The organism is Methylobacterium sp. CM6246, assembly GCF_054818005.1.
Map to the genome: position 1 here is coordinate 105,744 of NZ_JBTXKY010000003.1, position 23,921 is coordinate 129,664.

General features: G+C 65.5%; 14 protein-coding genes and 4 pseudogenes. 13 read left to right on the forward strand and 5 right to left on the reverse strand.

Going from position 1 to position 23,921, the window contains the following annotated elements; translation table 11 throughout:
• Window positions 1-128: 128 nt before the first annotated feature.
• From ACYQPG_RS30660 to ACYQPG_RS30670, 3 genes and pseudogenes are all read left to right on the forward strand, one after another.
• Window positions 129-509, forward strand: coding sequence for a response regulator (locus ACYQPG_RS30660; RefSeq protein ID WP_461232703.1), 381 nt, complete (start codon window positions 129-131; stop codon window positions 507-509).
• Window positions 510-537: 28 nt separating this feature from the next.
• Window positions 538-774, forward strand: a complete 237-nt coding sequence (locus tag ACYQPG_RS30665) for a hypothetical protein (protein ID WP_461232704.1) — start codon at window positions 538-540, stop codon at window positions 772-774.
• A gap of 216 nt (window positions 775-990) precedes the next feature.
• Window positions 991-3,648: pseudogene (locus tag ACYQPG_RS30670) on the forward strand (hybrid sensor histidine kinase/response regulator).
• A 132-nt stretch (window positions 3,649-3,780) separates the two neighbouring features.
• Here ACYQPG_RS30670 and ACYQPG_RS30675 read toward each other — a convergent pair.
• Window positions 3,781-4,275, reverse strand: a complete 495-nt coding sequence (locus ACYQPG_RS30675; protein WP_461232705.1) for a hypothetical protein — start codon at window positions 4,273-4,275, stop codon at window positions 3,781-3,783.
• Between the two features lie 365 nt (window positions 4,276-4,640).
• Between ACYQPG_RS30675 and ACYQPG_RS30680 the strand changes: the two genes are divergently transcribed.
• The 3 genes and pseudogenes from ACYQPG_RS30680 to ACYQPG_RS30690 all read left to right on the forward strand — a co-directional run bounded on the left by ACYQPG_RS30680 (window position 4,641) and on the right by ACYQPG_RS30690 (window position 11,654).
• Window positions 4,641-5,645: an HWE histidine kinase domain-containing protein gene (locus ACYQPG_RS30680; RefSeq protein WP_461232706.1), complete on the forward strand. Its 1,005-nt coding sequence runs from the start codon at window positions 4,641-4,643 to the stop codon at window positions 5,643-5,645.
• Window positions 5,646-5,867: 222 nt separating this feature from the next.
• Window positions 5,868-8,864 (forward strand): annotated as a pseudogene (locus tag ACYQPG_RS30685) (PAS domain S-box protein).
• Window positions 8,865-9,203: 339 nt separating this feature from the next.
• Window positions 9,204-11,654: a PAS domain-containing protein gene (locus ACYQPG_RS30690; RefSeq protein WP_461232707.1), complete on the forward strand. Its 2,451-nt coding sequence runs from the start codon at window positions 9,204-9,206 to the stop codon at window positions 11,652-11,654.
• Between the two features lie 136 nt (window positions 11,655-11,790).
• Here the strand turns inward: ACYQPG_RS30690 and ACYQPG_RS30695 are convergent, their stop codons facing one another.
• Window positions 11,791-13,344 (reverse strand): ISL3 family transposase, encoded by a 1,554-nt coding sequence (locus ACYQPG_RS30695; protein WP_461232708.1) that lies wholly within the window; start codon window positions 13,342-13,344, stop codon window positions 11,791-11,793.
• An 86-nt stretch (window positions 13,345-13,430) separates the two neighbouring features.
• Here ACYQPG_RS30695 and ACYQPG_RS30700 point away from each other — a divergent pair.
• The 3 genes and pseudogenes from ACYQPG_RS30700 to ACYQPG_RS30710 all read left to right on the forward strand — a co-directional run.
• Window positions 13,431-14,336: pseudogene (locus tag ACYQPG_RS30700) on the forward strand (hemolysin family protein); the annotation flags it as partial.
• 264 nt (window positions 14,337-14,600) lie between these two features.
• On the forward strand, window positions 14,601-15,212 hold the full coding sequence (locus ACYQPG_RS30705; RefSeq protein WP_461232709.1) for a recombinase family protein: 612 nt from the start codon (window positions 14,601-14,603) through the stop codon (window positions 15,210-15,212).
• Complete coding sequence (locus ACYQPG_RS30710) at window positions 15,212-15,454, forward strand: hypothetical protein (protein WP_461232710.1); 243 nt, start codon at window positions 15,212-15,214, stop codon at window positions 15,452-15,454. Before ACYQPG_RS30705 ends, ACYQPG_RS30710 begins: the two co-directional genes overlap by 1 nt.
• Window positions 15,455-15,686: 232 nt before the next feature.
• Here ACYQPG_RS30710 and ACYQPG_RS30715 read toward each other — a convergent pair whose 3' ends face one another.
• Both ACYQPG_RS30715 and ACYQPG_RS30720 read right to left on the reverse strand, forming a co-directional pair.
• The gene (locus tag ACYQPG_RS30715; RefSeq protein ID WP_461232711.1) at window positions 15,687-16,277 is read right to left on the reverse strand and encodes a chemotaxis protein CheB; all 591 of its coding nucleotides are present in this window, start codon (window positions 16,275-16,277) and stop codon (window positions 15,687-15,689) included.
• Between the two features lie 89 nt (window positions 16,278-16,366).
• Entirely contained in the window at window positions 16,367-17,314 is a 948-nt protein-coding gene (locus ACYQPG_RS30720; protein WP_147899421.1) for an IS481 family transposase, read from the reverse strand.
• 139 nt (window positions 17,315-17,453) lie between these two features.
• Here ACYQPG_RS30720 and ACYQPG_RS30725 point away from each other — a divergent pair.
• Window positions 17,454-18,402 (forward strand): annotated as a pseudogene (locus tag ACYQPG_RS30725) (IS110 family RNA-guided transposase).
• A gap of 642 nt (window positions 18,403-19,044) precedes the next feature.
• On the forward strand, window positions 19,045-19,398 hold the full coding sequence (locus ACYQPG_RS30730) for a hypothetical protein (protein WP_461232712.1): 354 nt from the start codon (window positions 19,045-19,047) through the stop codon (window positions 19,396-19,398).
• An 81-nt stretch (window positions 19,399-19,479) separates the two neighbouring features.
• On the opposite strand, the gene ACYQPG_RS30735 is transcribed toward ACYQPG_RS30730, so the two are convergent.
• Complete coding sequence (locus ACYQPG_RS30735; RefSeq protein ID WP_461232713.1) at window positions 19,480-19,647, reverse strand: hypothetical protein; 168 nt, start codon at window positions 19,645-19,647, stop codon at window positions 19,480-19,482.
• Between the two features lie 306 nt (window positions 19,648-19,953).
• On the opposite strand from ACYQPG_RS30735, the gene ACYQPG_RS30740 reads away from it, so the two are divergent.
• Both ACYQPG_RS30740 and ACYQPG_RS30745 read left to right on the forward strand, forming a co-directional pair.
• Window positions 19,954-20,154, forward strand: a complete 201-nt coding sequence (locus ACYQPG_RS30740; RefSeq protein WP_461232714.1) for a type II toxin-antitoxin system ParD family antitoxin — start codon at window positions 19,954-19,956, stop codon at window positions 20,152-20,154.
• Between the two features lie 6 nt (window positions 20,155-20,160).
• Entirely contained in the window at window positions 20,161-23,604 is a 3,444-nt protein-coding gene (locus ACYQPG_RS30745) for a GAF domain-containing protein (RefSeq protein ID WP_461232715.1), read from the forward strand.
• Window positions 23,605-23,921 lie beyond the last annotated feature (317 nt).

A 23,921-nucleotide genomic window follows, 5' to 3' on the forward strand; every position in this document is an offset into this window, starting at 1 on the left:
GGCGCATGCAAGCGGCCGGATATACGCGGCGGGGGAATCGCACGGCCACGCTGAAACGAAGTTCAGCCAAGGCGCTTACCTCTATCATGGGTTAGTTTCGATCCGTGACAAGGTGATCGAGTCAGTCCATGCCAACCCAAGATGCATCACGTTCGTCGCACCACGTCCTTGTCGTCGAGGACGAGGGTTTGATCCGCATGATGGTGGTCGACATGCTGGAGGAAGCCGGCTTCGTGGTGACCGAGGCGCCCCACGCCGATGCGGCCTGGACTATCCTGGAGAAGCGCCAAGCCGACATCCGGGTGCTGTTCACGGACATCGACATGCCGGGTTCGATGAATGGGTTCGTCCTCGCGGAACGCGTGGCGGATGCCTGGCCCCATATCGGGTTGGTCGTGACGTCCGGCGGTAGGAGACTGGCCGACTGCGAGGTGCCGGATTCCGGTCACTTCCTCGGCAAACCCTATCGTCCCAAGGACCTTGTGCTCGCAATCCGCGAGGCGATCTGATGTCCCCGTACGAGGACGGTGCGAGCGCATGACCCAAGCCGTCGCAGACTTGGTGAACGCGTTGGCACGCCGCTTCGTCACCGACGAGGATGCGGCGCGTGACTTCGCGACGATCGCCGACACCCTCCGCGATGACGGCCACCATGCCTCCGCTGACGCCATGCTGCGCCTGAGCCGCCATCACCGCATCAGGGCACTGGAAGGGCGTGCCAATCTCGCGGCGCTTCGATGCATCGAGAATGCGTCGGACAAGGACCGATCCTAACCGATTCTCCTCCGGGGGCTTCCTGCCACGGACGTCCGGTAGATGCCGGCGCGGCGATAGAACGGACAGGGCTCAACGTCCTCGCGTCCAACACAATTCAACCCTAACCCGCCTGGCATGCAGGCTGCCGATCCCTCAGATCCCTCGACGCTGCCCCGTGAGCAACTCGAAGTCGAGGTGCGCCGTTTGCGCGCCCAGTCGGCGTCGCTCGCACAGATGTTCGAGCAGGCGCCCAGCTTCATCGCCCTGCTGACTGGCCCGGAGCACCGCTTCGCCCTGACGAACGCCGCCTACCAGCGCGCCATCGACCATCGCGACGTGATCGGCAGCACCGTGGCCGAGGCGTTGCCGGATGCGGCCGCCCAAGGCTATGTCGAGCTGCTCGACGCGGTCTTTCGCTCGGGGCAGGCCCACAGGGCGATGGGTGCCCGATTCGACGTCCAGGCCGTGCCCGGCGGAACGGTCAACGAGCGCTATCTCGACTTCGTCTACCAGCCCATCACTGACGCCCGTGGGGCCGTCAGCGGCATCTTCGTCGAGGGTCACGACGTCACCGAACGCACGCTCGGCGAGGCCGCCTTACGGGTGAACGAGGCGCGCTTTCGTACCCTGTTCGAAAGCATCGAGGTCGGCTTCTGCATCATCGAGATGCGGTTCGAGGGCGAGCGTGCCGTCGATTACCGGATCGTCGAGGCCAATCCCGCATTCGTACGGCAGACCGGTGCCGACGTGGCCGGCCGGTGGGTGAGCGAGTTTGCTCCTAACCTCGAACGGTATTGGTTCGATACCTACGGACGCGTTGCGCTCACCGGGGAGCCCGCTCACTTCGAGCACTACGCGGATGTGTTCGGACGCTGGTTCGACGTACGGGCCCTGCGGACCGGCGACCCGGATGCGCACCGTGTGGCCGTCTTCTTCTCGGACATCACCGAGCGGAGGACCATCGAGAAGCGGGTCGAGGCCAGCGAGCGCGAGCTCCGTCTCATCACGGACGCGCTGCCGGTCCTGATCTCCTTCATCGGCGCCGACTACGTCTATCGTTTCGCCAACAAGGCCTACGACGACTGGTTCTCAATGCCGGCCGAAGAAGTCGTAGGCCGTGATGTCAGAGACCTTTTGGGCGTGGAGAACTACGCCGCACGCAGGCCGTACATGGATCGCGCGCTGACGGGCGAGGCGGTCACCTTCGAGCTCGATTGGCCCCGTCGTGACGGACACGACCGGGTGGCAGAGGTCCGCTACCTGCCCCGTCGCACCGGGGATGGAGCCGTCGATGGCTTCCACGTGTTCGTTCACGACGTCACGGCACGCAAGCGGACGGAAGCCAACCTCGCCGGGCAGGTCGCGGCGCGGACGGCCGAACGCGACCAGGTCTGGTAGGCTTCCTCGGATCTGCTCTGCGTGGCTAATTTCGATGGCTACTTCGTCAGCCTCAATCCAGCTTGGCCCAGAACGCTGGGATGGACCGAGGCCGAGATGAGGGCACAGCCTTTCCTCGACTTCGTGCATCCCGACGACGTCGCCTCGACCCTGGTGGCCGCGACCGGCTTGGCGCGCGGCGAGCCGCAGATCACCTTCGAGAACCGCTACCGGCACAAGGACGGCAGCGACGTCTGGCTGTCCTGGAATGCCGTGCCGCGCGACGGCTTAATCTACGCCTCCGTCCGGAACGTGACGGAGGCCAAGCGGCAGGCCGAGACCCTCGCCAGGACCGAGGAGGCCCTGCGCCAGAGCCAGAAGATGGAGGCCGTCGGCCAGCTCACCGGCGGCCTGGCACATGATTTCAACAACCTACTCGCCGGCATCTCGGGCTCGCTGGAGCTGATGCAGACCCGGATGACGCAAGGGCGCCTCACCGAGATCGACCGCTACATGACGGTGGCTCAGGGCGCGGCCAAACGCGCCGCGGCCCTGACGCATCGCCTGCTGGCATTCTCCCGCCGCCAGACCCTCGACCCCAAGCCGACGGACGTGAACCGCCTCGTCACGGGAATGGAGGAACTCGTCCGGCGTACCGTCGGTCCGGCCATCCACCTTGAGGTGGTCGGCCTCGCCGGGATCTGGCCGGCCCTGATCGATCCCGGCCAGCTTGAGAACGCATTGTTGAACCTGTGCATCAACGCGCGCGACGCCATGCCAGACGGCGGTCGCATCACCATCGAGACCGCCAACAAGTGGATGGACGAGGCCGGCGCCCGGCAGCATGACATGCCGCCCGGCCAGTACCTCAGCCTTTGCGTCAGCGACACAGGGACCGGGATGTCGGCCGACCTCCTGACGAAAGTGCTCGAACCGTTCTTCACGACCAAGCCCCTCGGCGAGGGCACGGGGTTGGGCCTGTCGATGGTGTACGGGTTCGCGCGCCAGTCCGGGGGGCAGGTCCGGATCTATTCTGAGGTCGGCGAGGGCACGACCGTCTGCCTCTACCTACCGCGCCACTACGGCGACGCCGACGAAGCCGATGTCGCCCGACGGCTTGCCGAGGTCGGCCGTGCCGGCCAGGGCGAGACCGTGCTGATCGTCGACGACGAGCCCTCGGTTCGGATGCTGGTCACCGAGGTTCTTGAGGATCTGGGTTACACCGCCATCGAGGCCGCTGACAGCGTGTCCGGCCTGAAGGTGCTGCAGTCCGACGTCCGCATCGATCTGCTTGTGACGGACGTCGGCCTCCCGGGCGGGATGAACGGCCGTCAGATGGCGGACGCCGCGCATGAGCGGCGCCCCGACCTGAAGGTGCTCTTCATCACCGGCTATGCAGAGAACGCCGTCCTGGGGAACGGACACCTCCGACCCGGGATGCAGGTCCTGACCAAGCCGTTCATGCTGGAGACCCTCGCGACCCGCATCCGAGGCCTGATCGAGGGCTCCGCCTGATCCAAGCCTTCCGGCTCGTGTCTCGGCCCCTGTGGACTGGCTCCCGCCGGTGGCACCGGCATGTCCCGATCCAGTCCGATTACGGTCCCTACACGATGAGGGGCATGCGCCATCACGCAAGGCACGGTGGTCCTATGTGCTGCGGGTTCGGAAGATCCCATCTGTCGTATGGGGTTGGCGCTCGGCTGAGGAGATCACCAGGACGGCGAGGCCGACGGCGACGGCATCCTCGGCGAGGCCGTTGGCGCGGCCGGGCGCCGTGCGTGAGTCGGGCCCCCGGGCAGCGCGTCCGAGGAGCGTCCCGGCGACCGCACCGGCAACGCCGGCCATTGCACCGATTTCGGGGGACGAGCGGCGCCCGGCCAAAGCCCATCCCCCGAACGCACCAACGGCGAGCCGTAACGCGAAGGATGGTGGTATGCGCCGATCCGGAGCGAATGGCATCTTGTCCCCGGCCATCTCCGCCATTGCCGCCCCCGTGGCGAGCATGCGGGCGCCGGGACCGACAGGGATGAGGTTTCCGCGCGTACGACCCTCGGAGGCGGCCCAAGCCAAGGCAGCGCACCCGGTCATGTTGCGCATCCCCGCAACGAGGCCCAAACCGAAAGAAGTTACGTAGCCCTGCATCCTGCCTTCCGCACGAGACCTGCCTCACCAAAGGCAAGACGGCGGCGCCTTAGGCTGTTCCAGCCCGGCCAGGCCGGGCGCCTCGAAGGTGGCTGCCGCATCCCGGTGGTGATCGGGCGGGAATGCCTCTCTTCGCGCCGCTTCAATCGCGACTGCCCAAGGCCAGAGATGTCAGTTCCGGGATCCCCGCTGAGATCCTCCTTATTCCGGAGGCGGTCCGTTCTGCCCCGAAGGAGCACGACACTTGGTGCGCCGGGCAACCCGCTCGCTTAACGCAAGTTATGTCCTGGTCGATGGGATAGGGACCGGCGCTCGTCCCGGATGAGGGGCGACTTCCCCCCCCGCGACATCGAAAGAGAGTTGCGGTGTCGGTGCGAGAAGAGAGTGAGCCGGGCGGGATCGACCTTAGGCTGCTGAAGGCCGCCGTCGAGGCGACCGGCGAGGCCATCCTGATCACCACGGCAGAGCTCGACGAGCCTGGGCCGCGCATCGAATACGCCAACGCCGCCTTCGTGCGCCTGTCCGGCTACCCGTTGGACGAGGTGATCGGCCGAAGCCCGCGCTTCCTGCAGGGGCCGAGGACGGAACGCGCCGAGCTCGACCGCGCCCGGTCATTGCTTGAGAAGGAAGAAGCCTTCCAGGGCGAGGCGCTGAACTACCGCAAGGATGGTTCGACCTACATGGTCGAGTGGCTGATCACCCCCGTCAGGGAGGCCGACGGCCGGATCACGCATTGGGTTTCGGCCCAGCGGGATGTCACCGACCGCCGGGCCTACGAGGAGCGGCAGGCCCTGATGGTCCGCGAGCTTCATCATCGCGTGAAGAACACCCTGGCGACTGTCCAGGCTGTCCTGAACGCGACGATGCGGTCGTCCGTGACGATGGCGGAGTTCGGCCGGGCCTTCACGGGGCGCATCGTGTCCCTGGCCCGGACCCACGCGCTCATCACAGAAGACAAGGCGCAGATCGCCTCGTTCGAGGGCCTGCTCAGGGCCGAGCTTGACCCCTACAACGAACACGACCGCATCACGCTTCGGGGGCCGGCCGTGACACTCCCGTCCGTACTCGCGGTGCCTATGGGCATGGCCCTGCACGAACTCACCAGCAACGCCCTTCGACACGGGGCGTTGGGGCATCCCGATGGCCGGGTCACCGTGACGTGGGCGGTTGATTACGAGACGCAGGCCCCTCACCTGGCCTTCGTCTGGAACGAGCATGACGGGCCACCGCCGGCGCTCCCTACCAGGGAAGGCTTTGGCATGCGGCTGATCAACCGGATCCTTGCCGCACAGACCGGAGCCAAGGTCGATATCGCCTCAGACGCCGACGGTCTGCGGATCAGCATCGAAGTTCCACTCCCGCAGCGTTGATGGCCCGTTGCCCGAAAGGCGGGTGGGTCAGGCGTCGGCCAACAGTAGAGGCGAGATGCTACGTCGCGCGGTCGTGGTTGGGACGCGGGCGACAAATCCGTGCATGGTCCGGCAAAACATCGAGCAGGGTTGCGTGCATGTGATTGTCGCCAAAGTCGGAATCATCACGGATCGGAACGATTCAGGCCGCTTGAGCCTAACATGCCCATGGATCGCGCCACGATGAGCGACGAGGAGGTCGAACGACTTCGCGCCCTCGACCGCTACCGACTGCTGGACACGCCTCGCGAGCAGGACTTCGACGAGGTCGCCGAAGCCGCGGCTGAGCTGTGCGATACGCCCATCGCGGTGGTCAATCTCGTCGGTGACGGTCGCCAGTTCTTCAAGGCCGAGGTCGGCCTGGGCGTGCGTGAGACGCCGCTGGAGACGTCGTTCTGCCGCCAAGCCCTCCTCCAGGAAGACTTCCTCTGCATCCCGGACGCGCGCCGCGACCGGCGTTTCGAGGGCAATCCGCTGGTCACGGGCGATCCCGGCCTGCGCTTCTACGCGGGCGCCTTGCTGAAGACCGCGGAAGGCCAGCCCATCGGCACGGTCTGCGTACTCGACACCAAGCCTCACGATCTGACCGAACGACAGCGCAAGGGCCTGATGCGGCTCGCCCGGCAGACCATGGCCCACATGGAGTTGCGCCGCGCGCTGCGTGAACAAGCCGAGCAACGCCTGCTCCACGAGCGCATCCTCGACAGCGCCACGGACTACGCCATCGTCGCAACCGACCCGGAGGGGCGCGTCACGCGCTGGAACACCGGCGCCGAGCGCATCCTCGGATGGACGCAGGCGGAGATGTTGGGGCGGCCGGTCGATGCGTTCTTCACGCCGGAGGACCGTGCCAACGAGCGGCCCGAAACTGAGATGCGTCTGGCGACGGAGAACGACAGCGCCCCCGATGAGCGCTAGCACCTACGTAGGGATGGCAGCCGGTTCTGGGCCAGCGGCGAGATGATGCCCCTAAGATCGGAGGGCGGCGAGGTTCTCGGCTTCGTCAAGATTTTGCGCGACCGCACCGGGGAGCGCAAGGCGGGGGCCGCCCTACAAGCCAGTGAGTTGCGCTACCGGTCCCTTGTCGAGGTGAGCCCTTAGGTCGTCTGGTTCGGTGATGCGGATGGCAACGTCACCTACTGCAACGCGTACTGGTACGATTACACGGGCTTGCCGGCCGAACAGACCGGCGAGGCGAGCTGGATGGGGGTGATCCATCCGGACCATCGCGAGGCGACCCGCGCGGCATGGCTCTTGGCGGCGCTGGGCGGCCAACCCTACGAGGTAGAATTCCCGCTTCGTCGGGCTGATGGCGAGTACCGCTGGTTCCTGTCCCGGGCCCAGCCAGTGCGCGATGCCGATGGAACGCTTCGCAGCTGGATCGGAACCTCGCTCGACATCCACGAGCGCAAGGTTGCCGAGGAGCGCTTTCAGGCCCTCACGGAACTGGCACCGGCCGTCATCTGGTTCGGCAACCCGGACGGCAGCCTCAGCTATCTCAACGACCGCTGGTACGCCTACACCGGCCAGACGCCCGAGCAGGCACTGCCGCTCGGATGGGGGAATGCGATCCATCCTGACGACCTGCCTGGCCTGCTCAACGTCTGGGACCACGCGCGCACGAACGAGGTCACCTACGACACGGAGGCACGCCTGCGCCGGCACGACGGGGCCTACCGCTGGTTCCTGATCCGAGCCGAGCCGAGGCGCGACGGCAGCGGACAGGTGGTGGGCTGGCTCGGCAGCAACAGCGACATCCATGATCGTAGGCGAGTCGACGAGGACCTGCGCGAGGCGCGGGAACAACTGCGCTTGGCCGTCGATGCGACGGGGACCGGCATCTTCGACTATGATCTGGTCGGTGACGTGCTCAATTGGGACACCCGCACCCGGGCCTTCTTCGGCCTGATGCCGGACGATCCGGTGAACCTTGAGGTCTACCTCGCGCGTTTGCATCCGGACGACCGCGAACGGGCCGACCATGCGGTCAGCGCTGCGCTCGATCCGACCAGGGGCGGCACCTACGACATCACCTATCGCACCATCGACCCGAGAAACGGGACCGAGCGGTGGGTATCGGCCAAGGGCAAAACGCTGTTCGAGGGGGACCGTCCGATGCGCCTCATCGGCACGGCGCGCGACGTCACCGAAGCCCGTAGGGCGGAACAGGTGTTGCGGGAGACAGAGGAGCGCTACCGCCTCGCCGCGCGCGCCACCAACGACGCGATCTGGGACTGGGACCTGACTACCAACCACGTCCTATGGAACGAGGCGCTCCAAGCGGCCTACGGGTACTGGCCGGAGACCGTCGAGGCCACGGGCGACTGGTGGATCGGCCATATCCACCACGACGACCGGCCCCGCATCGACGCCTCCATCCATGCGGTCATTGACCGAACCGGTACGACCTGGACCGACGAGTACCGCTTCCGTAGGGCCGACGGCTCCTACGCCGACATTCTCGACCGCGGCTACGTCATCCGTGACGAGCAAGGCCGGGCTGTGCGCATGATCGGGGCGATGCTCGACATCAGCGAGCGGAAACGCTCCGAGGAGCACCAGCGCCTGCTTACCGGCGAGTTGCAGCACCGGGTCAAGAACACCCTCGCCATGGTCCAGGCGATTGCCAGCCAGACCTTCCGCAATGCCGCGGATCTGGAGGGAGCCCGGGAGGCGTTCTCGGCCCGCCTTATCTCGCTCGGGCGTGCCCACGACATCCTCACCCAATCCAGCTGGACCCAGGCCCCCATCGCCGACGTCGTGGACGGCGCCTTGACCGTGCACCGGGGGGAGGCGGCATCCCGCATCCGGGCCAGCGGCCCCAACGTTCCCCTATCCGCCAAGGCGGCCCTCGCGTTGGCGCTCGCCCTACACGAACTCGCCACCAACGCGGCAAAGTACGGGGCCCTGTCGAACGACTCCGGCACGGTCGATTTGCGCTGGCATGTCATCCACGAGGGCGGTGCGCTCCGCTTCTGCCTAACTTGGTCCGAGCAAGGTGGACCGCCCATCCTGGCGCAACCGACGCGCCGCGGCTTCGGATCGCGCCTGATCGAGCGGAGCTTCGCGGCCGAGGTCGGCGGCGAGGTCAAGCTCACCTACGCGCCGACTGGCCTTACTTGCCGCCTGGAGGCGTCGCTTGCCTCTATGCAGGAAGCGAGCGACGAGGCTGCGGCCTGAAGTCTGGGGTCAAGCCAAGCGTCTGCGCAGACCCCAGCAACTTCGCATTCAGCTCGTCCGGGCTTGGACCGCTTGGTGGTAACCTTCGCTACGAAACCCGGTGGCACGTCCGCGACGGCGACGTGCATTGACGGCACGCCTGTACATGCGTGACTGCCTGCCTCGTTACTCGCGAAGCCGTGAGGCATTCCGTCGATCTCAGGCAGCCTTGTCGGGGAGTGGCACGTTGCAGGTTCACGAACCGATCCACCAAGGCCCGCATGACCACTGCGACGTCATACAGAACCGAACCAAGGCCGGCGCCGTGGTTGCCGCTTCTCGCCTGCGGGTCCTGACAAGGTGATCGACCCCCTGGCCTTCCTGGCTGGCGGCGGCGAGGCCGCCCGCATGATCCGCCAGCGTGACTGGACGGGCCATCCCCTCGGATCGCCCGAGACCTGGTCTGAAGGTTTCCGCACGGCGCTCAGCCTCGTGCTTAACTCGCCGGAGTCGATGATTCTGACCTGGGGGCCGGACCTCCACTTCTTCTTCAATGACACCTACTTCCCGCTGCTCGGTCCCCGCCTGGAATGGGCGATGGGCGAGCGCTTCGACGTGGTGTGGGCCGATGCCTGGGCGCAGGCGAAGCCAATCATCGAGGACGCCTTCGCCGGACGCAGCCGCCGTTTCGACGACCTATTATGGAAGCTCGATACCGACCGTGGCGAGGCCGAGACCTGGTTCTCGTTCTCCTACTCGCGCGTGCTCGACGGCGCCGGCTGCGTCGCGGGTCTTTTCATCTTCACAAACGAGACCACCGGCCGGGTGCTGGGCGACCGTGCCCTGCGCGAGAGCGAGGAGCACTACCGGCAGACGGTCGAGCTCAATCCGCAGGTACCTTGGACCTGCGACCCAGCCGGTAACATCACCTCGTACTCTAAACGATGGCTCGAACTGACAGGACAGGAACCGGGGGAGCCGGACGGGACTGGCTGGCTCAAGGCGCTGCACCCGGACGACCTCCCGGAGACCCTCGCCGTGTTCTCGGCCTCGCTGGCATCGGGCGAGCCCGTGGACGTGGACTATCGCGTACGCATGGCAGCAACCGGGGAGCATCGCTGGATGCGTGCCCGTGCCCGGCCACGCCGGAACGAAGGCGGCGCCATCGTGCGATGGTACGGGGTGGTCGAGGACGTCCACGACAAGAAGCTCGCCGAGGCCAGCCTGCGCGAGATGAACGCGACGCTGGAGCGGCGCGTCGAGGAGGCGCTCCTGCAGCGCAAGCTCTGGGCCGAGGTGTTCGAGACCACCGACGCCCTCGTCGGGGCCCTCGACATGGACTTCCGGCTCCTGGCCGCCAACCGCACCTGGATCGAGGAATTCGAGGCGGTTTTTGGGGTTCGTCCCAAGGTTGGTGACCGTATCCTCGACCTGCTGTCGCACCTCCCCGACATGCTCGCCCAGGTTCGGGAGACTTGGGGAAGGGCGTTGGCCGGCGAGGAGTTCACGCTGGTCCAGGAGTTCGGAAGTCCGGACAGGAAGCGTCCCTACTACGAGCTCAAGTTCACGACCCTGCGGGACACCGAGGGGCAGATGATCGGCGCCTTCCAGTACGTACAGGACGTCACCGAGCGGCGGCGGTACCAGGAACGGCTTTCCTCGGCCGAGGAGTCCCTGAGGCAGTCACAGAAGCTGGAGGCGGTTGGGCAATTGACGGGGGGCGTCGCGCACGACTTCAACAACCTGCTGACCATCATCCGCTCGTCGGTCGACTTCCTCCGCCGCCCGGATCTCTCCGAGGAGCGCCGTATCCGGTACATGGATGCGGTTTCCGACACCGTCGACCGGGCCGCGAAGCTGACCGGCCAACTTCTCGCTTTCGCCAGGCGCCAAACGCTCAAACCCCAGATTTTCGACGTCGGAAAGCAGGCGGCGGCCGTGGCCGACATGCTCGACACGGTCACCGGGGCCCGCATCAGCGTCGTCACCGAGTTGCCGGACGAGCCCTGCTTCGTGAAGGCCGACCTCAGTCAGTTCGAGACCGCCCTCATCAACATGGCGGTCAATGCGCGGGACGCGATGGACGGCGAGGGAACGTTGACGTTACGCCTCGTCTGCGCCGTCAGGCTTCCCGCTATACGGGGTCATGCTGGGGCTGCCAGTCCATTCGCTGCGGTGTCGCTCACCGACACGGGAAGCGGCATCGCCCTCGACCAGCTCGCACGCATCTTCGAGCCGTTCTTCACCACCAAGGAAGTCGGCAAGGGCACGGGCCTCGGCCTGTCCCAGGTGTTCGGCTTCGCCAAGCAATCGGGCGGCGACATCGACGTTGAGAGCACGCTGGGCCAGGGGACTACCTTCACCCTCTACCTGCCCGAGATCGACAGCCCCGCGTTCGTTGCGCCCGTCGTCTCACGCGACAACGAGGCAATTCTCGGGGGCGACGGCCAATGCGTGCTGGTCGTTGAGGACAACATCGAGGTCGGGCGCTTCGCCACCCAAATCCTGGAGGATTGCGGCTACCGGACCACGTGGGCGACCAACGCCGAGGCCGCCTTGGACACGCTCGGCCCGGACGGTGCCGGGTTCGACGCGGTGTTCTCGGACGTGGTGATGCCCGGCATGGGCGGGATCGAGCTGGCGAGGCTGCTGCAACGGCGCTTCCCGGACCTGCCGGTACTGTTGGCGTCCGGATACAGCCACGTCCTCGCCCAGGACGGATTGGACGGCTTCGAGCTGCTGCATAAGCCATACTCGGCCGATCAGTTGGCGCGCATCCTGGGCAAGCTCATCCCGCGGCGAACCGAGTAGACCGATCCTGCCGTCGCCCTGCGCATCTGGTCGCAGGTGGTGGATAGGAAACACCCGGCCGCCGAAGGGTGTTGTCACATGTCGTTGTCAAACAGCGTTGAACATTGGGTCTGGCGCAATCTCGATGCAGGGGGGCTCATGGTGTACCGATCAGCCGAGCTTCGAGCAGGTCGAGTTTGGCGCGGCCGAACATCTGTCGCTTCACGAGCTTCAGGCGGGTAATCTGCCCTTCGGTCTGGCGGTTCGACCATGGTTGCGTGAGAGCTGCAGCGGCAGCCGCCTTGTCCTTGAGCAGGCCGCCGGCGAAGGACGCCAGAAGGCTGCGGGCCGCAGCCTCGATCCAGGTGTCGAGATCGGATCGACGCCGTTCGCGGATCATAGTTTGGAAGCGCGACAACAGGGCCCTTGCCTCGTCGAGCCTCGGCACCTCCCCCTCGATCGTCGCCACAAGGACGGCTTCGGCCTTCGTCAGGCTGTCCCGCCCCGTCGTCATCAGCCGGGAGAGGATCCGCGCTGACGGCACCGTGCTGGGCGCGCCCTCCGGCGCCCGCTCACTGCGTCGCCTCCGCGTCGCCCATTCCCCGACCACCCGCAAGCTGCCGGTGAACCCGTTCGCGCGAAGCCGACGCCAGAGTTCAGCCCCGTTGCGACAGCCGGCCGCCCATTCGGCATCGAGCCGGGGCAGATGGGCATCCAGGCTGCTCTGGCGGGCGCGGAAGACGTCGCCGGTCAGACCGCGAAGCACGTCGCGCACGAGCTTGCGACTGTGCCCGGTCGTCCGGGCAATCTTCTTGATCGGCATGCCCTGTCGCGACAGAGCCAGGATCGCCTCGCCCGTCGCCTCCCTCCGAAGATAGCCGTCGTACTGCAGGCGCTCGGCGCAGGTCAGACGTTCGGGATCGACCGTCGCGGCTCCCACCGCGATGCGGATGGCGGCCATCGACTTGCGCACTGCGTCGAGGAAGGCAGCGCTGGCATTCTCCATCAGATGCCAGCGATCGGCGACTTGAAGGGCATGGGGTAGAGCCCGCGCTGTCGCTTCCCCATACCCACCGCCGCGGTCACGGGCGACGATGGTGATCTCGGGGTGAGCGGCGAGCCATGTCTCGACCGTGCTACTCTCTCGATCCGGTAGCAGGGCGATGACACGTCGCCGTTCCAGGTCGCAGACCAGCGTGCCGTAGCGCTGTCCCCGACGGAAGGCCCAGTCGTCGATGCCGATCACGCTCGGACGCTCCACCGGACGGACGGCACGGCGGCGCACGGTTCGGAGCATCGTATCCCGACTGGCAGGGACCATAAGACGACGCGCGAAGCAGGCAGCGGGCCTGCCGCCAAGGGCAAGGCCCAGATGACGCACGATGCAGTCGAGCCGGGCCGTACGCCGGGCGTAGGTAGCGGCGAGATCCGGCCCGAGCCGCTCGGCGAAGATCCTGGTCCGGCAGTCTATCCCGACGCAGCGGAAGCGGCGGACGCTGACATCGATGACGACGGGTCTCCCGGCGACAGGCAGATCGGACAGGGTACGCGTGTAGCGGCTATGGATTCGAGACGAAGGCCGATCGCAGCTTGGACACCGGGCCAGGGTGGCGACAGGCCGGGCGGTGATGGTCAGGCCAGAGCCGATCTCGACATGATCGATGACGAGTCCGCGCGGAATTACCGAGTTGGGATGCAGGCTGCGAGGCATGGCAGGATCTCCGACGACCAAAGCCGAGATCCATCAACTCCCCTGCACCGAAAGTGAGTCAGACCCAAAGTTGCACGCCGAAACACATCCAGCGCAGCGAGCGCACGGCGCTGGCCGTCGTCCGTCCGCTCGGCCTGTTCCTGCTCGTCTTCCGCCCGGCGATCCTGTTGCTCAACGGCCTCGGCAACGGCGTGCTTCGGCTCTTCGACCTCCAGGCCGGTCACGGCGAGGGCTCGCTGCATTCGACCGCTGAGCTCAACCTGCTCATCCAAGCGAGCCAGGAAGCCGGCCTGATCCGTGAGGTCCAACAGGAGGCGGTGGAGCGCATTTTCGCCATCGGCGAGCGCAAGGTCCGGGACATCATGACCCCGCGCCACGAGGTCTTCTGGATCGATGCCGACGACCCACGGGACGTCGTGCTGAAGGCTGTGCGCGAATGCGATCACGCTCAGGTCGTCGTCAGCCGTGGCGACGTCGACGAGATCGTCGGGATCGTGCGCAAGCAAGATCTGCTCGACCAGGTGCTCGACGGCAAGGACATCGACGTTCTGGCGGCCACACAGCCGCCCATTGTCGTGCACGAGAGCATGACCATCCTTGCGGTGCTGGAGACTTTCCAGAGCCAACCGATGCGCATGGCTGTGGTCGTGGACGAGTACGGCAGCCTTGAGGGCATCGTCACCCAGACGGACCTGCTGGAGGCTATCGCCGGCGACATCCCGGAGGCCGGCGACGAACCGGACGTGGTTGAGCGCCCGGACGGCTCGCTGCTGATCGACGGCATGATGCCGGCCCGCGAGGCGCTCGAACGGCTCGAGCTGTCCGAGGACCCGACTTCAGACGACTTCAATACGCTGGCCGGCTACGTGATCTTTCAACTGGGTCGTATACCAGCCGCTGGAGACGCCTTCGAGGCCGGCGGCTGGCGCTTTGAGGTCGTCGACATGGACGGACGTCGGATCGACAAGGTCCTGGCAGTTAGGACAGCCTGATCATTGGGACGAGGGCCGAGCGCGGAGCTGACCTGGTTGGGTGACGGGTCAGGAATTTTCCAGCCGTAATGGGTCGGAGGCGACGCGTCGGCTTCAAGGAGAAGGGTTCAGGTTCGCTTACCATCCAAAGCAGCGGGTCGAGCCGGTGCGGTTTGGGTATGTCCTCAGCGCACCGGCTTGAGGCTAGTTCATAAAATACCGTTTGACTGTTCAAAACAGACTACCTATCAATGAACTATTCAAACCAGACCGATAGCTGTTCTGATGTTCGTCCGGGCCTACCTTCGCGCATCTACCAACGAGCAGGACGCCAGCCGCGCTCGCGAGGCGCTAGAAGCCTTCTCCGACGAACGGGGCCTGCGGATCGCTTCGTGGTATGTCGAGAACGAGTCCGGATCGACACTCGCCCGCCCGGAGCTGTTCCGGCTGCTGAAGGACTCACGGCCAGGCGACGTCCTTCTCGTTGAACAAGTGGACCGGCTGTCGCGCCTCACGGCCGCCGACTGGGACAAGCTCAAGACCGAGCTGGCCGCCCGTCAGGTGCGCGTCGTTGCCCTGGACCTGCCGACGTCGTGGATGATGGCAACGGCTAACGAGGACGCCTTCACCGCCCGGATGTTCGAGGCGATCAACGGCATGATGCTCGATATGCTCACCGCAGTCGTCCGGAAGGATTTCGAGGATCGCCGTCGCCGGCAGGCCGAGGGCCAGGCCAAGGCAAAGGCTGCCGGCCTCTACAAGGGCCGCCCGGAGGACACCAAGCGCAACGCCGGTATCGCGGACATGCTCGCCCGCGGGATGAGCTGGTCCCAGGTGCAGGCTGCCACGGGGTGCAGCCGCGCGACGGTGGCCAAAGTCGCTAAGCGGGCCGCCTGATGAACGCCTTGGACCTGCAACAGGCTATGCTGAAGCTGATGGACGTCCTCTCGCGAGACATCTCAAACACCGAGTCGATGGCAAATGAGCTTACGCGAGCGGCAGAAGCCCTGTCTGATCAACCAGAGGTTGAAGCGATACGGGACATTGCGGTGGGGAAGCGGGTGAAGGTGCTTGAACTACAGGGGCGTCTCGCTGCCCTGCGCGAAGAATACGCCGCCCGGTTCCCTTTGAAGCTGTAGATCGAGAGCGCCGGCGAGCTACCCTCCCCGATCACGGGGCAGCCCGCCGTCCAGCGCCAAGGCCCACCGGTCCAATCCACACTCGGGGGTAAGATATGCGGACCGGGCCGATGGGTGTCCCTCGTGAGGACGCGCCATGGTGCCGTGCATCGGCTCGTTGGTCAAAGCCCTAGTGGACCAAGTCCGGCGCTTGGTACCGTCTGGAAACGGCTGCCCTCCGATGTGGGTAGCTTCACGGCTGCTGGACGGCAGCACAGATGGCCTGGGCGATCTCAGACGGGCTTCCGATCAGGTCGATAGGACCGTCATACGAAATGGCGTTCTCCGGCATGCCCTGCTCCGGCGGCCGCGCAGGTGTGACGACCATCGTGAGGCCGCCGATCTCGTTGATGGCCGCCAGCCCACGCGACCCGTCATCGAGGGATCCGGACAGAACTACCCCGATGATGCGCGAGCCGCCATGCGCCGCAACGGATCGAAACAGTAGGTCTACGGTTCGGTTGCGCTGCGTCCGGTTCGGATCGTCCACCAATCTCCCAAAGCTGTTGGCTGCCAGCGTGAGGTGATCCGCCGGCTCGCCGATGTAGGCCGTGCCCGGGGTGTACCGATCACCGTCTAAAGCCACACAGACTGGCATGTGGGCCACTCGCCCAAGCACAGCGGCGAGATGGCTAGGTTTGTCCCAGAGCCTGTGCAGGACGATCAGCACGACGGCGTTCAGCGAGGGCGGCAACTCGCGCAGTATCACCCTGATGTCGTCGAGGCCGTCAGCGCCAGAGGCGCCGATGGCCACAAACCAGGATTGGCCGACCCCGTCCGACATCGGAGGGGCTTAACACAGATTATGTCTCGCGAGCCGTTGGTTAGCGGCCATGGGCCCAGAGCCAGGTATCAAGCGTCTGATTTCGCCCACTAGGTGTATGGTCCCGGGATGAGGTGTGACGGGTCGATCCTGAAGCGATTGGGTTCTTTCGTCCAGGCGTTCAAGATGAACTCAGTTGGTGTCAGGCCCCGCAGGGTCTTGAGCCTGCGAGCATGATTGTAGGCATCGACGAACAGGTGCAGATGCGTTCGAAGCTGGTCGTGGCTGTCGTAGTGGTAGCGCTTGACCGTCGCCTCCTTGATCGTGCGGTTCATCCGCTCGACCTGTCCGTTGGTCCAAGGATGGTTCACCTTGGTAAGCCGATGCTCGATGTCGTGCTCGTTGCAGACGCGGTCGAAGATGTGCTGGCTATCGTAGATGTCCTGTCGGCGTGATGTGAACTGAACGCCGTTGTCTGTGAGCACGGTGTGGATGCGGTAAGGCACCGCCTCGATGAAATCGCGCAGGAACTGCGCCGCCTCCATCTTGCCGGCGCTCTCCACGAGCCGAACGAAGGCAAACTTGCTGGTTCGATCAATGGCTACGAACAGCCTGAGCTTACCTTCGGCCGTGCTCACCTCAGCGATGTCGACGTGCACATAGCCGATGGCGTAGGTCGCAAAGCGCTGCTTCTTGGGTTTGTTGCCGTCGATCTCGGGTAGTCGGCTGATGCCATGCCGTTCCAGGCAGCGATGCAGCGAGGATCGCGTCAGGTGCGGGATCGTCGGCTGCAAGCCGTAAAGGCAGTCGTCAAGCGGCAGCAGGGTGTGCCGGCGGAAAGCGACAATGATCGCTTCCTCCTCAACGGTGAGCACGGTGGAGCGCGGTTCCTTGGGTCCCATCCGGGCATCCGCTGTGCTCGTCCGTTTACGCCACTTCTGCACCGTCGTCGGACTGACGCCGTAGCGCTTGGCCAGCGACCTTACGCTCTCTTCACGTAGCTGGATCGCGCGACGGACTGCCTTGTATCTTTGAGTTGCCCGCTGGAGTGAAGCCAGTGAGGCTACAAGGTGAGGGTCAGCCCGTGTTTGCCTAGGGTTTTCTAAGCCCGCGACAGAGCAAGGTGCGGCCCTCACCGCCACAGTCCCGAACCCGGACAGCCGCTCGGGCCAGAGCCCGCATTTGCAAGGTAGGGTCATGGACGAACAACCCACCATCTTCGTCGGCATCGACGTGTCGAAGGATCGTCTCGACGTTCACCTCAGACCGTCGGACGAGGCATTCCATGTCCCGCGTAACACCTAAAGAGCTGGATGCTCTCGCGCGTCGGCTCAGTGGCTTACCTGTGGCCCTCATCGTCCTGGAGGCTACCGGTGGCTTCGAGGCGAGCGTCGCTGCAGCACTGGCCGCTGTCGGGCTGCCGCTTTGTATCGTCAACCCGCGTCAGATCCGCGACTTCGCCAGAGCGATGGGCCGGTTGGCGAAGACCGACACGCTCGACGCCGAGGTCATTGCCCTCTTCGCCGAACGCATCAGACCACCGGCCAGGCCCTTGCCGGAGCCGGAGAGACGGCACTTCGCCGAGTTCGTGAGCCGGCGGCGGCAGATCATCGGGATGATCTGCATGGAGACCAACCGTCGCGATCAAGCCGTGGACAAGCAGCTGACCCGGCGGCTCGACCGACACATCGGCTTCCTGGAGAAAGAACTCGCAGAACTCGACAGCGACATTGGACAAGCCATCAAGGCCTCTCCGGTCTGGTGCGAGACCGAGGCGCTGCTCAAGTCCGTGCCCGGGATCGGTGACGTGACCGCACGCACGCTTCTGGCCCAGTTGCCCGAGCTCGGCACCATCGGGCGCCACCAAATTGCGGCGCTCGTCGGCATCGCTCCCATCAACCGCGACTCCGGTCTGATGCGAGGTCGAAGATCCATCGCGGGTGGACGAACCTCGGTGCGGGGCGTGCTCTACATGGCCGCTCTGACCGCGATCCGGCGAGGCTCTCCTTTTCGGTCCTTCTACGAGCAGCTGACCCAGCGAGGTCGGCCGAAGAAGGTCGCCCTCGTCGCCGTGATGCGAAAGCTCCTGGTGACGCTCAACGCCATCGTTCGCGACCGCACGCCCTGGCGGTCGATCACCGCTTGACCTTCAACACAGCCGCTCCGTCGTGGTGGCGCTTCCATGGAGAACCTGGCCCATAGCGCATCCCTCGCAGCATGGTGGTCAACCGTACCACCACACCGCGGGATCAAACACCTAGAACGAGCAAGGCCCGCCCAGGGGGACTGAGGCGGGCCTAGAGCAACCACATCGGCTAAGTCGCACCGTGACCGACCGTGTAACGGCCCGGTGCTGCTCCTCCGACGCTCAGCCCCAAGGCGGGTCGCTGCGGCCATCCTGCGCCAGCACGGTTAACAAGCCGTTACCGAGGCCCGCTTTGTTCACGAATGGCAGTGACACAGGGCTGTCACCTCGCGATGTTCCGTGTTCGTTCTAATACTCTGGCCAAGCTCAGAGAACAGACGATGGCAGGGTGTGAGCTGGGTAGATGCGGTGACGCCCAGCTGGGAAGCGTCGAGCCCGTCCCGGGCCTGGAAGCGTCGCTAGGGCTGAGAGGGAGGCGCCGACCTTCCCTCCGAGTCTCTTACCTGGCTGGTGCTGCTGACCGTCGTGCGGCTCTGCATCATAAATCAATACAGGCGGTTACGGGTTGTCTCCGGGGATACCTTCCGCCCCTGAGCGGTTCCCATCTCATGCGCAGCCCAGAGCGCAGGAGGAGCGATAACCATGGCAGATATTCGCGCAAACGATCCGCTCGGACGATCTGATGGCCGTCCCGGCTCAAGCCAGACTGGCCGTTCATCTGACGGCGGTGCCGGGGTCGTGGATCGGGCGCAGGAGACGCTGCGGGATGCCAGCAGCAAGGCGTCGGACGCGTGGGACAACGCCTCGGAGTACGGTTCTCGCCATTACCGGCAGGGCAGTCGTGCTGTTGGCAACATGGACAGCGGCACGATGACGGGCTTGTTCATCGCGGGTGCGGTCGGCTTCGGTCTCGGCTGGCTGGTCTTTGGTCAGCAATCCCGCTCGGGCGATTACATCCCGAGGCGGATGAGCGCCAGCAGTGAGCGCAGCTACTGACGGAGCGCAGACATAGAAAGCCCCGCCGAGCACGAGCTGGGCGGGGCTGATCCATTCGCAGTGCAGCGCGATGTAAGGCGATCAGGCAGCGATCTTCGTCACAGCGAGACGGTTCTCGTTGCTGGCGAGCAGCCCACGAGCCTCGACCGGGGTGCTGCTCTTCGAGCTCAAACGGTCCGCCGCGAAGGGGACCAGCGCGACGTTGGCAGCAACGGCGGCGACGAGAGCGGAGAGGAGCAGAGCAGTCATTGCGGACAGTCCGGTTAGGCGTTTGCGGTGCAGCATTTATGACACCGAACGGCGTTCCCTGGCATACCAAATGCCAGATATCAGGCGTGTGCTGGATGCATGGATGGGGTTAGGTCGGGCCTGAGGTCTGCGTTTCTGCTCACCCAGTTATCTATGGGCAGGGGCTGCCTTCGACCCTTTCCAGTAAGTCGAGATGTCTGCTTCAAGGAGTTCTGGTTCGGGCGATCTCGCAGCTTTGCTTTAAGTCCCGGTGGTCGCTGAGCGCATAAGGATTGATAGCCCGGGCCGGTCGTGCAAGGGCAACCTATGTCAAGCACGCCGATCCGTTGCATCGCCCTGACCAAGGAGTTGGAGGCCTACCTCCAGGCACAGGTCGCCTCAGGGCGTTACGCCAGCGTCAGCGAAGTCATCCGATCGGCCCTCCGCCTCATGATCGACCGCGAGGCCCCCATTCTCGCACCTCGATCCAGGCGAGGGAGCTTGAAGACCGGGCGCCCGTCGGCCTGACGCGACATGACCACCATTCCGTACGCGGTAACCGATCCGGCCCGCCTCGCCGCGCTCGCCGCTTACGACATTCTCGACACCCTGCCCGAGCAGGGCTTCGACGATGTCGTACGTCTCGCGACCCGCCTATGTGCGACGCCGGTCGCCCTCGTCAGTCTGGTGGCGATCGACAGGCAGTGGTTCAAGGCTCGCGTCGGCTTCCCGCACTGCGAGACTGACCTCGACAGCTCGGTCTGCAAGTTCGCCCTCGTGGAGCCCGACCTCCTCGTCATTCCGGATCTGACCGCCGACCCGCGGACCATGGCCAACCCCCTGGTCACGGGTGAGCCGTACATCCGCTTCTATGCGGGCGCGCCCCTTCGATCTCTCGAAGGACAGGTGCTGGGCTCGCTGTGCGTCATCGACACTGCGCCCCGGGCCAAGGGACTGACGCCAGAGCAGGCAGACGACCTCAGGGCACTCGGACGGCAGGTGGCGAGCTTGCTGGAGATGCGCCGCGCCGTCGAGGGCCGCGATCAAGTCCTGGAACAGCAGCGGTTCGAGCTGCGGCAAGCCCGGCGCATTGAGGTCCTGGCCAAGGCCTCACAAGCCCTGTTGACTGCCACCGATCCCGCCGCGGTGCTTGATCCGATCCTGTCCGAGAGTGCGGGCGCCCTCGGGTTCGATCGTAGCTACACCTACGACATCTGGCAGGACGGCGGACATCTGCGCCTCACTCACTCGCTCAACGCGACCGACGAGGTACAGGCTTTTCTGCATCGGATGCCCTATGGCGCGCCGCTCTGCGGCATCGTTGCCGAACAGCGTCAGCCGTTGATGCTCACCGATGTCCAGCATAGCGAGGAACCCGCCTACCAGACCGCCCGGAGCATTGGATTAAACGCCTACGCCGGCTTCCCGATCATGAGCCGTGGCAGCCTACGCGGCGTGATTTCCTTCGCCTCGACCCAGACGCCCATGTTCGACACGGACGCGCTCGCCTTCTTCGAGACGCTCGCCCGTCTGATGTCAGCGGTCTACGAGCGCTTGGACAGCGAGAAGGCCTTGCGCGAGAGCGACACGCGCTCCCGCCTTGCCCAGGAAGCAGGCCATGTCGGCACGTTTGAGGTCGCCGTCGACACCGGCCTGATGAGCGTATCGCCAGAGTTTGCCCGCATCTACGGCGTGCCACCGGCCGATCTCTACTCGACAGAGCGATTTGAGGCGCTGGTCGTGCTGGAGGATCGCGGCATTCTGTCGAACGACGAGACCCGGCGAGCTGGCACTGCCGCACGAGACGTCGAGTACCGCATCCACCGGGCGGACGATGACGAACTGCGTTGGATTGCGCGCCGTGGCAGCTTCGTATGCGACGAGGCCGGCAGGGTGGTGCGGATGTTTGGCACCGTGCAGGACATAACCGACCGCTACGAAACTCAGGAGGCCCTGCGCGTCAGCGAGGGGCTGGCTCGCAAGAACGCAGAGCGCGTCCAGCTGGCCCTCGCGGCAGGCGCAATCATCGGCACCTGGCACTGGGACTTGCCCAGCGACAGGTTCACTGTCGACGAGGCGTTCGCCACCGCTTTTGGCCTTGATCCGGCGCTCGGCCGAGACGGCATCCCGCTCGCCAAAATCGTCGCGACCGTGCATCCCGACGATCAAGCTGGGCTTTCGGACGCCATCGGCGAGGTCATCGTCCGCGGCGGCGCCTATGCGCATCAGTACCGCACGCGGCGCGCGGACGGGAACTACTACTGGCTGGAGGCGAACGGCCGGGTCGAGCATGCGCCGGACGGCACACCCCTGAGCTTCCCGGGCGTGCTCATCGACGTGGAGGAACGGCGGGCTATCGAGGCCGAGCGCGACCGTGTAGCGGCGGCGCTGCGCGACCTTAACGCGACGCTGGAGCAGCGCATTGAGGAGCGGACAGAAGAGGTCCGCGCCTACGCCGCCCGTCAGCGCGTGATCTTCGACTCGACTCGGCAGTTGATGGGGCGGGTCGATCTCGACGGTTCGTTGCTCGACGCCAACCATGCCGCGTTGAACGCGATCGGCGCCGAACTCGCGGACGTCGTCGGGCAACCCTTCCCGCAAACACCGTGGTTCACGGGCACGCCTGGCATGGCCGAGGTCGTCGCCGGCGCCCTGGAGGCCGTCAATCGGGGAGAACGGATGCGGGCGGAACTGCCGCTCGTCATGCCCGACGGTGGAACGCGCATCTACGATTTCCTGATGAACCCGGTGCTGAACGAGACCGGCCGGGTCATCGAGATTATGCCCGAGGCGACAGACATCACCGAGCAGCGCCAAGCCGAAGAGTCCCTGCGCCAGTCACAGAAAATGGAGGCGGTGGGCCAGCTAACCGGCGGCCTGGCGCACGACTTCAACAACTTGCTCGCCGGCATCTCGGGGTCGCTGGAACTGATGCAGACGCGCATGGGCCAGGGCCGCCTGGGCGACCTCGACCGCTACATGAGCGTCGCGCAGGGGGCGACCAAGCGCGCGGCCGCGCTCACGCATCGCCTCCTCGCCTTCTCGCGCCGCCAGACGCTCGACCCCAAGCCGACCAACGTGAACCGCCTCGTCGCGGATATGGAGGAGTTGATCCGGCGCACCATAGGGCCGGAGATTGCGTTGGAGACCGTCGGCTCGGCGAGTCTATGGCCCACGCTGATCGACCCTGGCCAGCTTGAAAACGCCCTGCTCAACCTGTGCATCAACGCCCGTGACGTGATGCCGGACGGCGGCCGCATCGTCATCGAGACCGCCAACAAGTGGCTGGATCGGCCGGCGGCAATCCAGCACGAGATCCCCGAGGGGCAGTACCTGTCGCTCTGCGTGACCGACACCGGGTGCGGCATGACCCCGGAGGTGATTGCGCGGGTATTCGAGCCGTTCTTCACGACCAAGCCCATGGGTCAAGGCACGGGGCTCGGCCTGTCGATGGTCTACGGCTTCGCCCGGCAATCGGGCGGACAGGTACGGATCTACTCGGAGGTCGGGGAGGGCACGACGGTGTGCCTCTATCTGCCGCGTCACTACGGCGAGACCGAGGAAGACGATGCCATCGTCCGGCTAACCGAGGCAGAGCGCGCCGGACAGGGCGAGACGGTGCTCATCGTCGACGACGAGCCGTCCGTGCGCATGCTGGTGACGGAGGTTCTGGAGGATCTCGGCTACACGGCCATCGAGGCAGGCGACAGTGTAGCGGGGCTGAAAGCCCTCCAGTCGGACGTGCGCATCGACTTGCTGGTCACCGACGTGGGCCTGCCAGGGGGAATGAACGGGCGGCAGATGGCTGACGCGGGTCGCGAGCGACGGCCAAACCTCAAGGTGCTGTTCATCACCGGCTACGCGGAGAACGCGGCGGTCGGCAACGGGCACCTCGCTCCCGGCATGCAGGTCTTGACCAAGCCATTCGCCATGGAGGCGCTCGCCTCGCGGATCAAAGAACTCATCACCTCGCAGTGAGCACGTCCGCTTCAAGACTTGCCATCAACGCCCACTCGCCACCCACGCCGATCGTAGACGCGGTACTTCAAGGTCCGTTCGGTATTCCGGCCGTCCATTAGGGCATGCTGTAGCGGACAGCAGGGATGGGCGGAAAAAGCGTCCGCAGCCGTCGATTCCAGCCAACGGACAACGTTCTATACGGATATCAACACAGCGGACGCTTTCAGCGGCACGACTGGTAGCTCTGCGCCGGCCGCATAAGTTGTCTCTGTCGGAAATCCGATCGTTTTCCCGACGGTCGTGGGCCGTATATGATAGACTGGTCAGCGCGACTA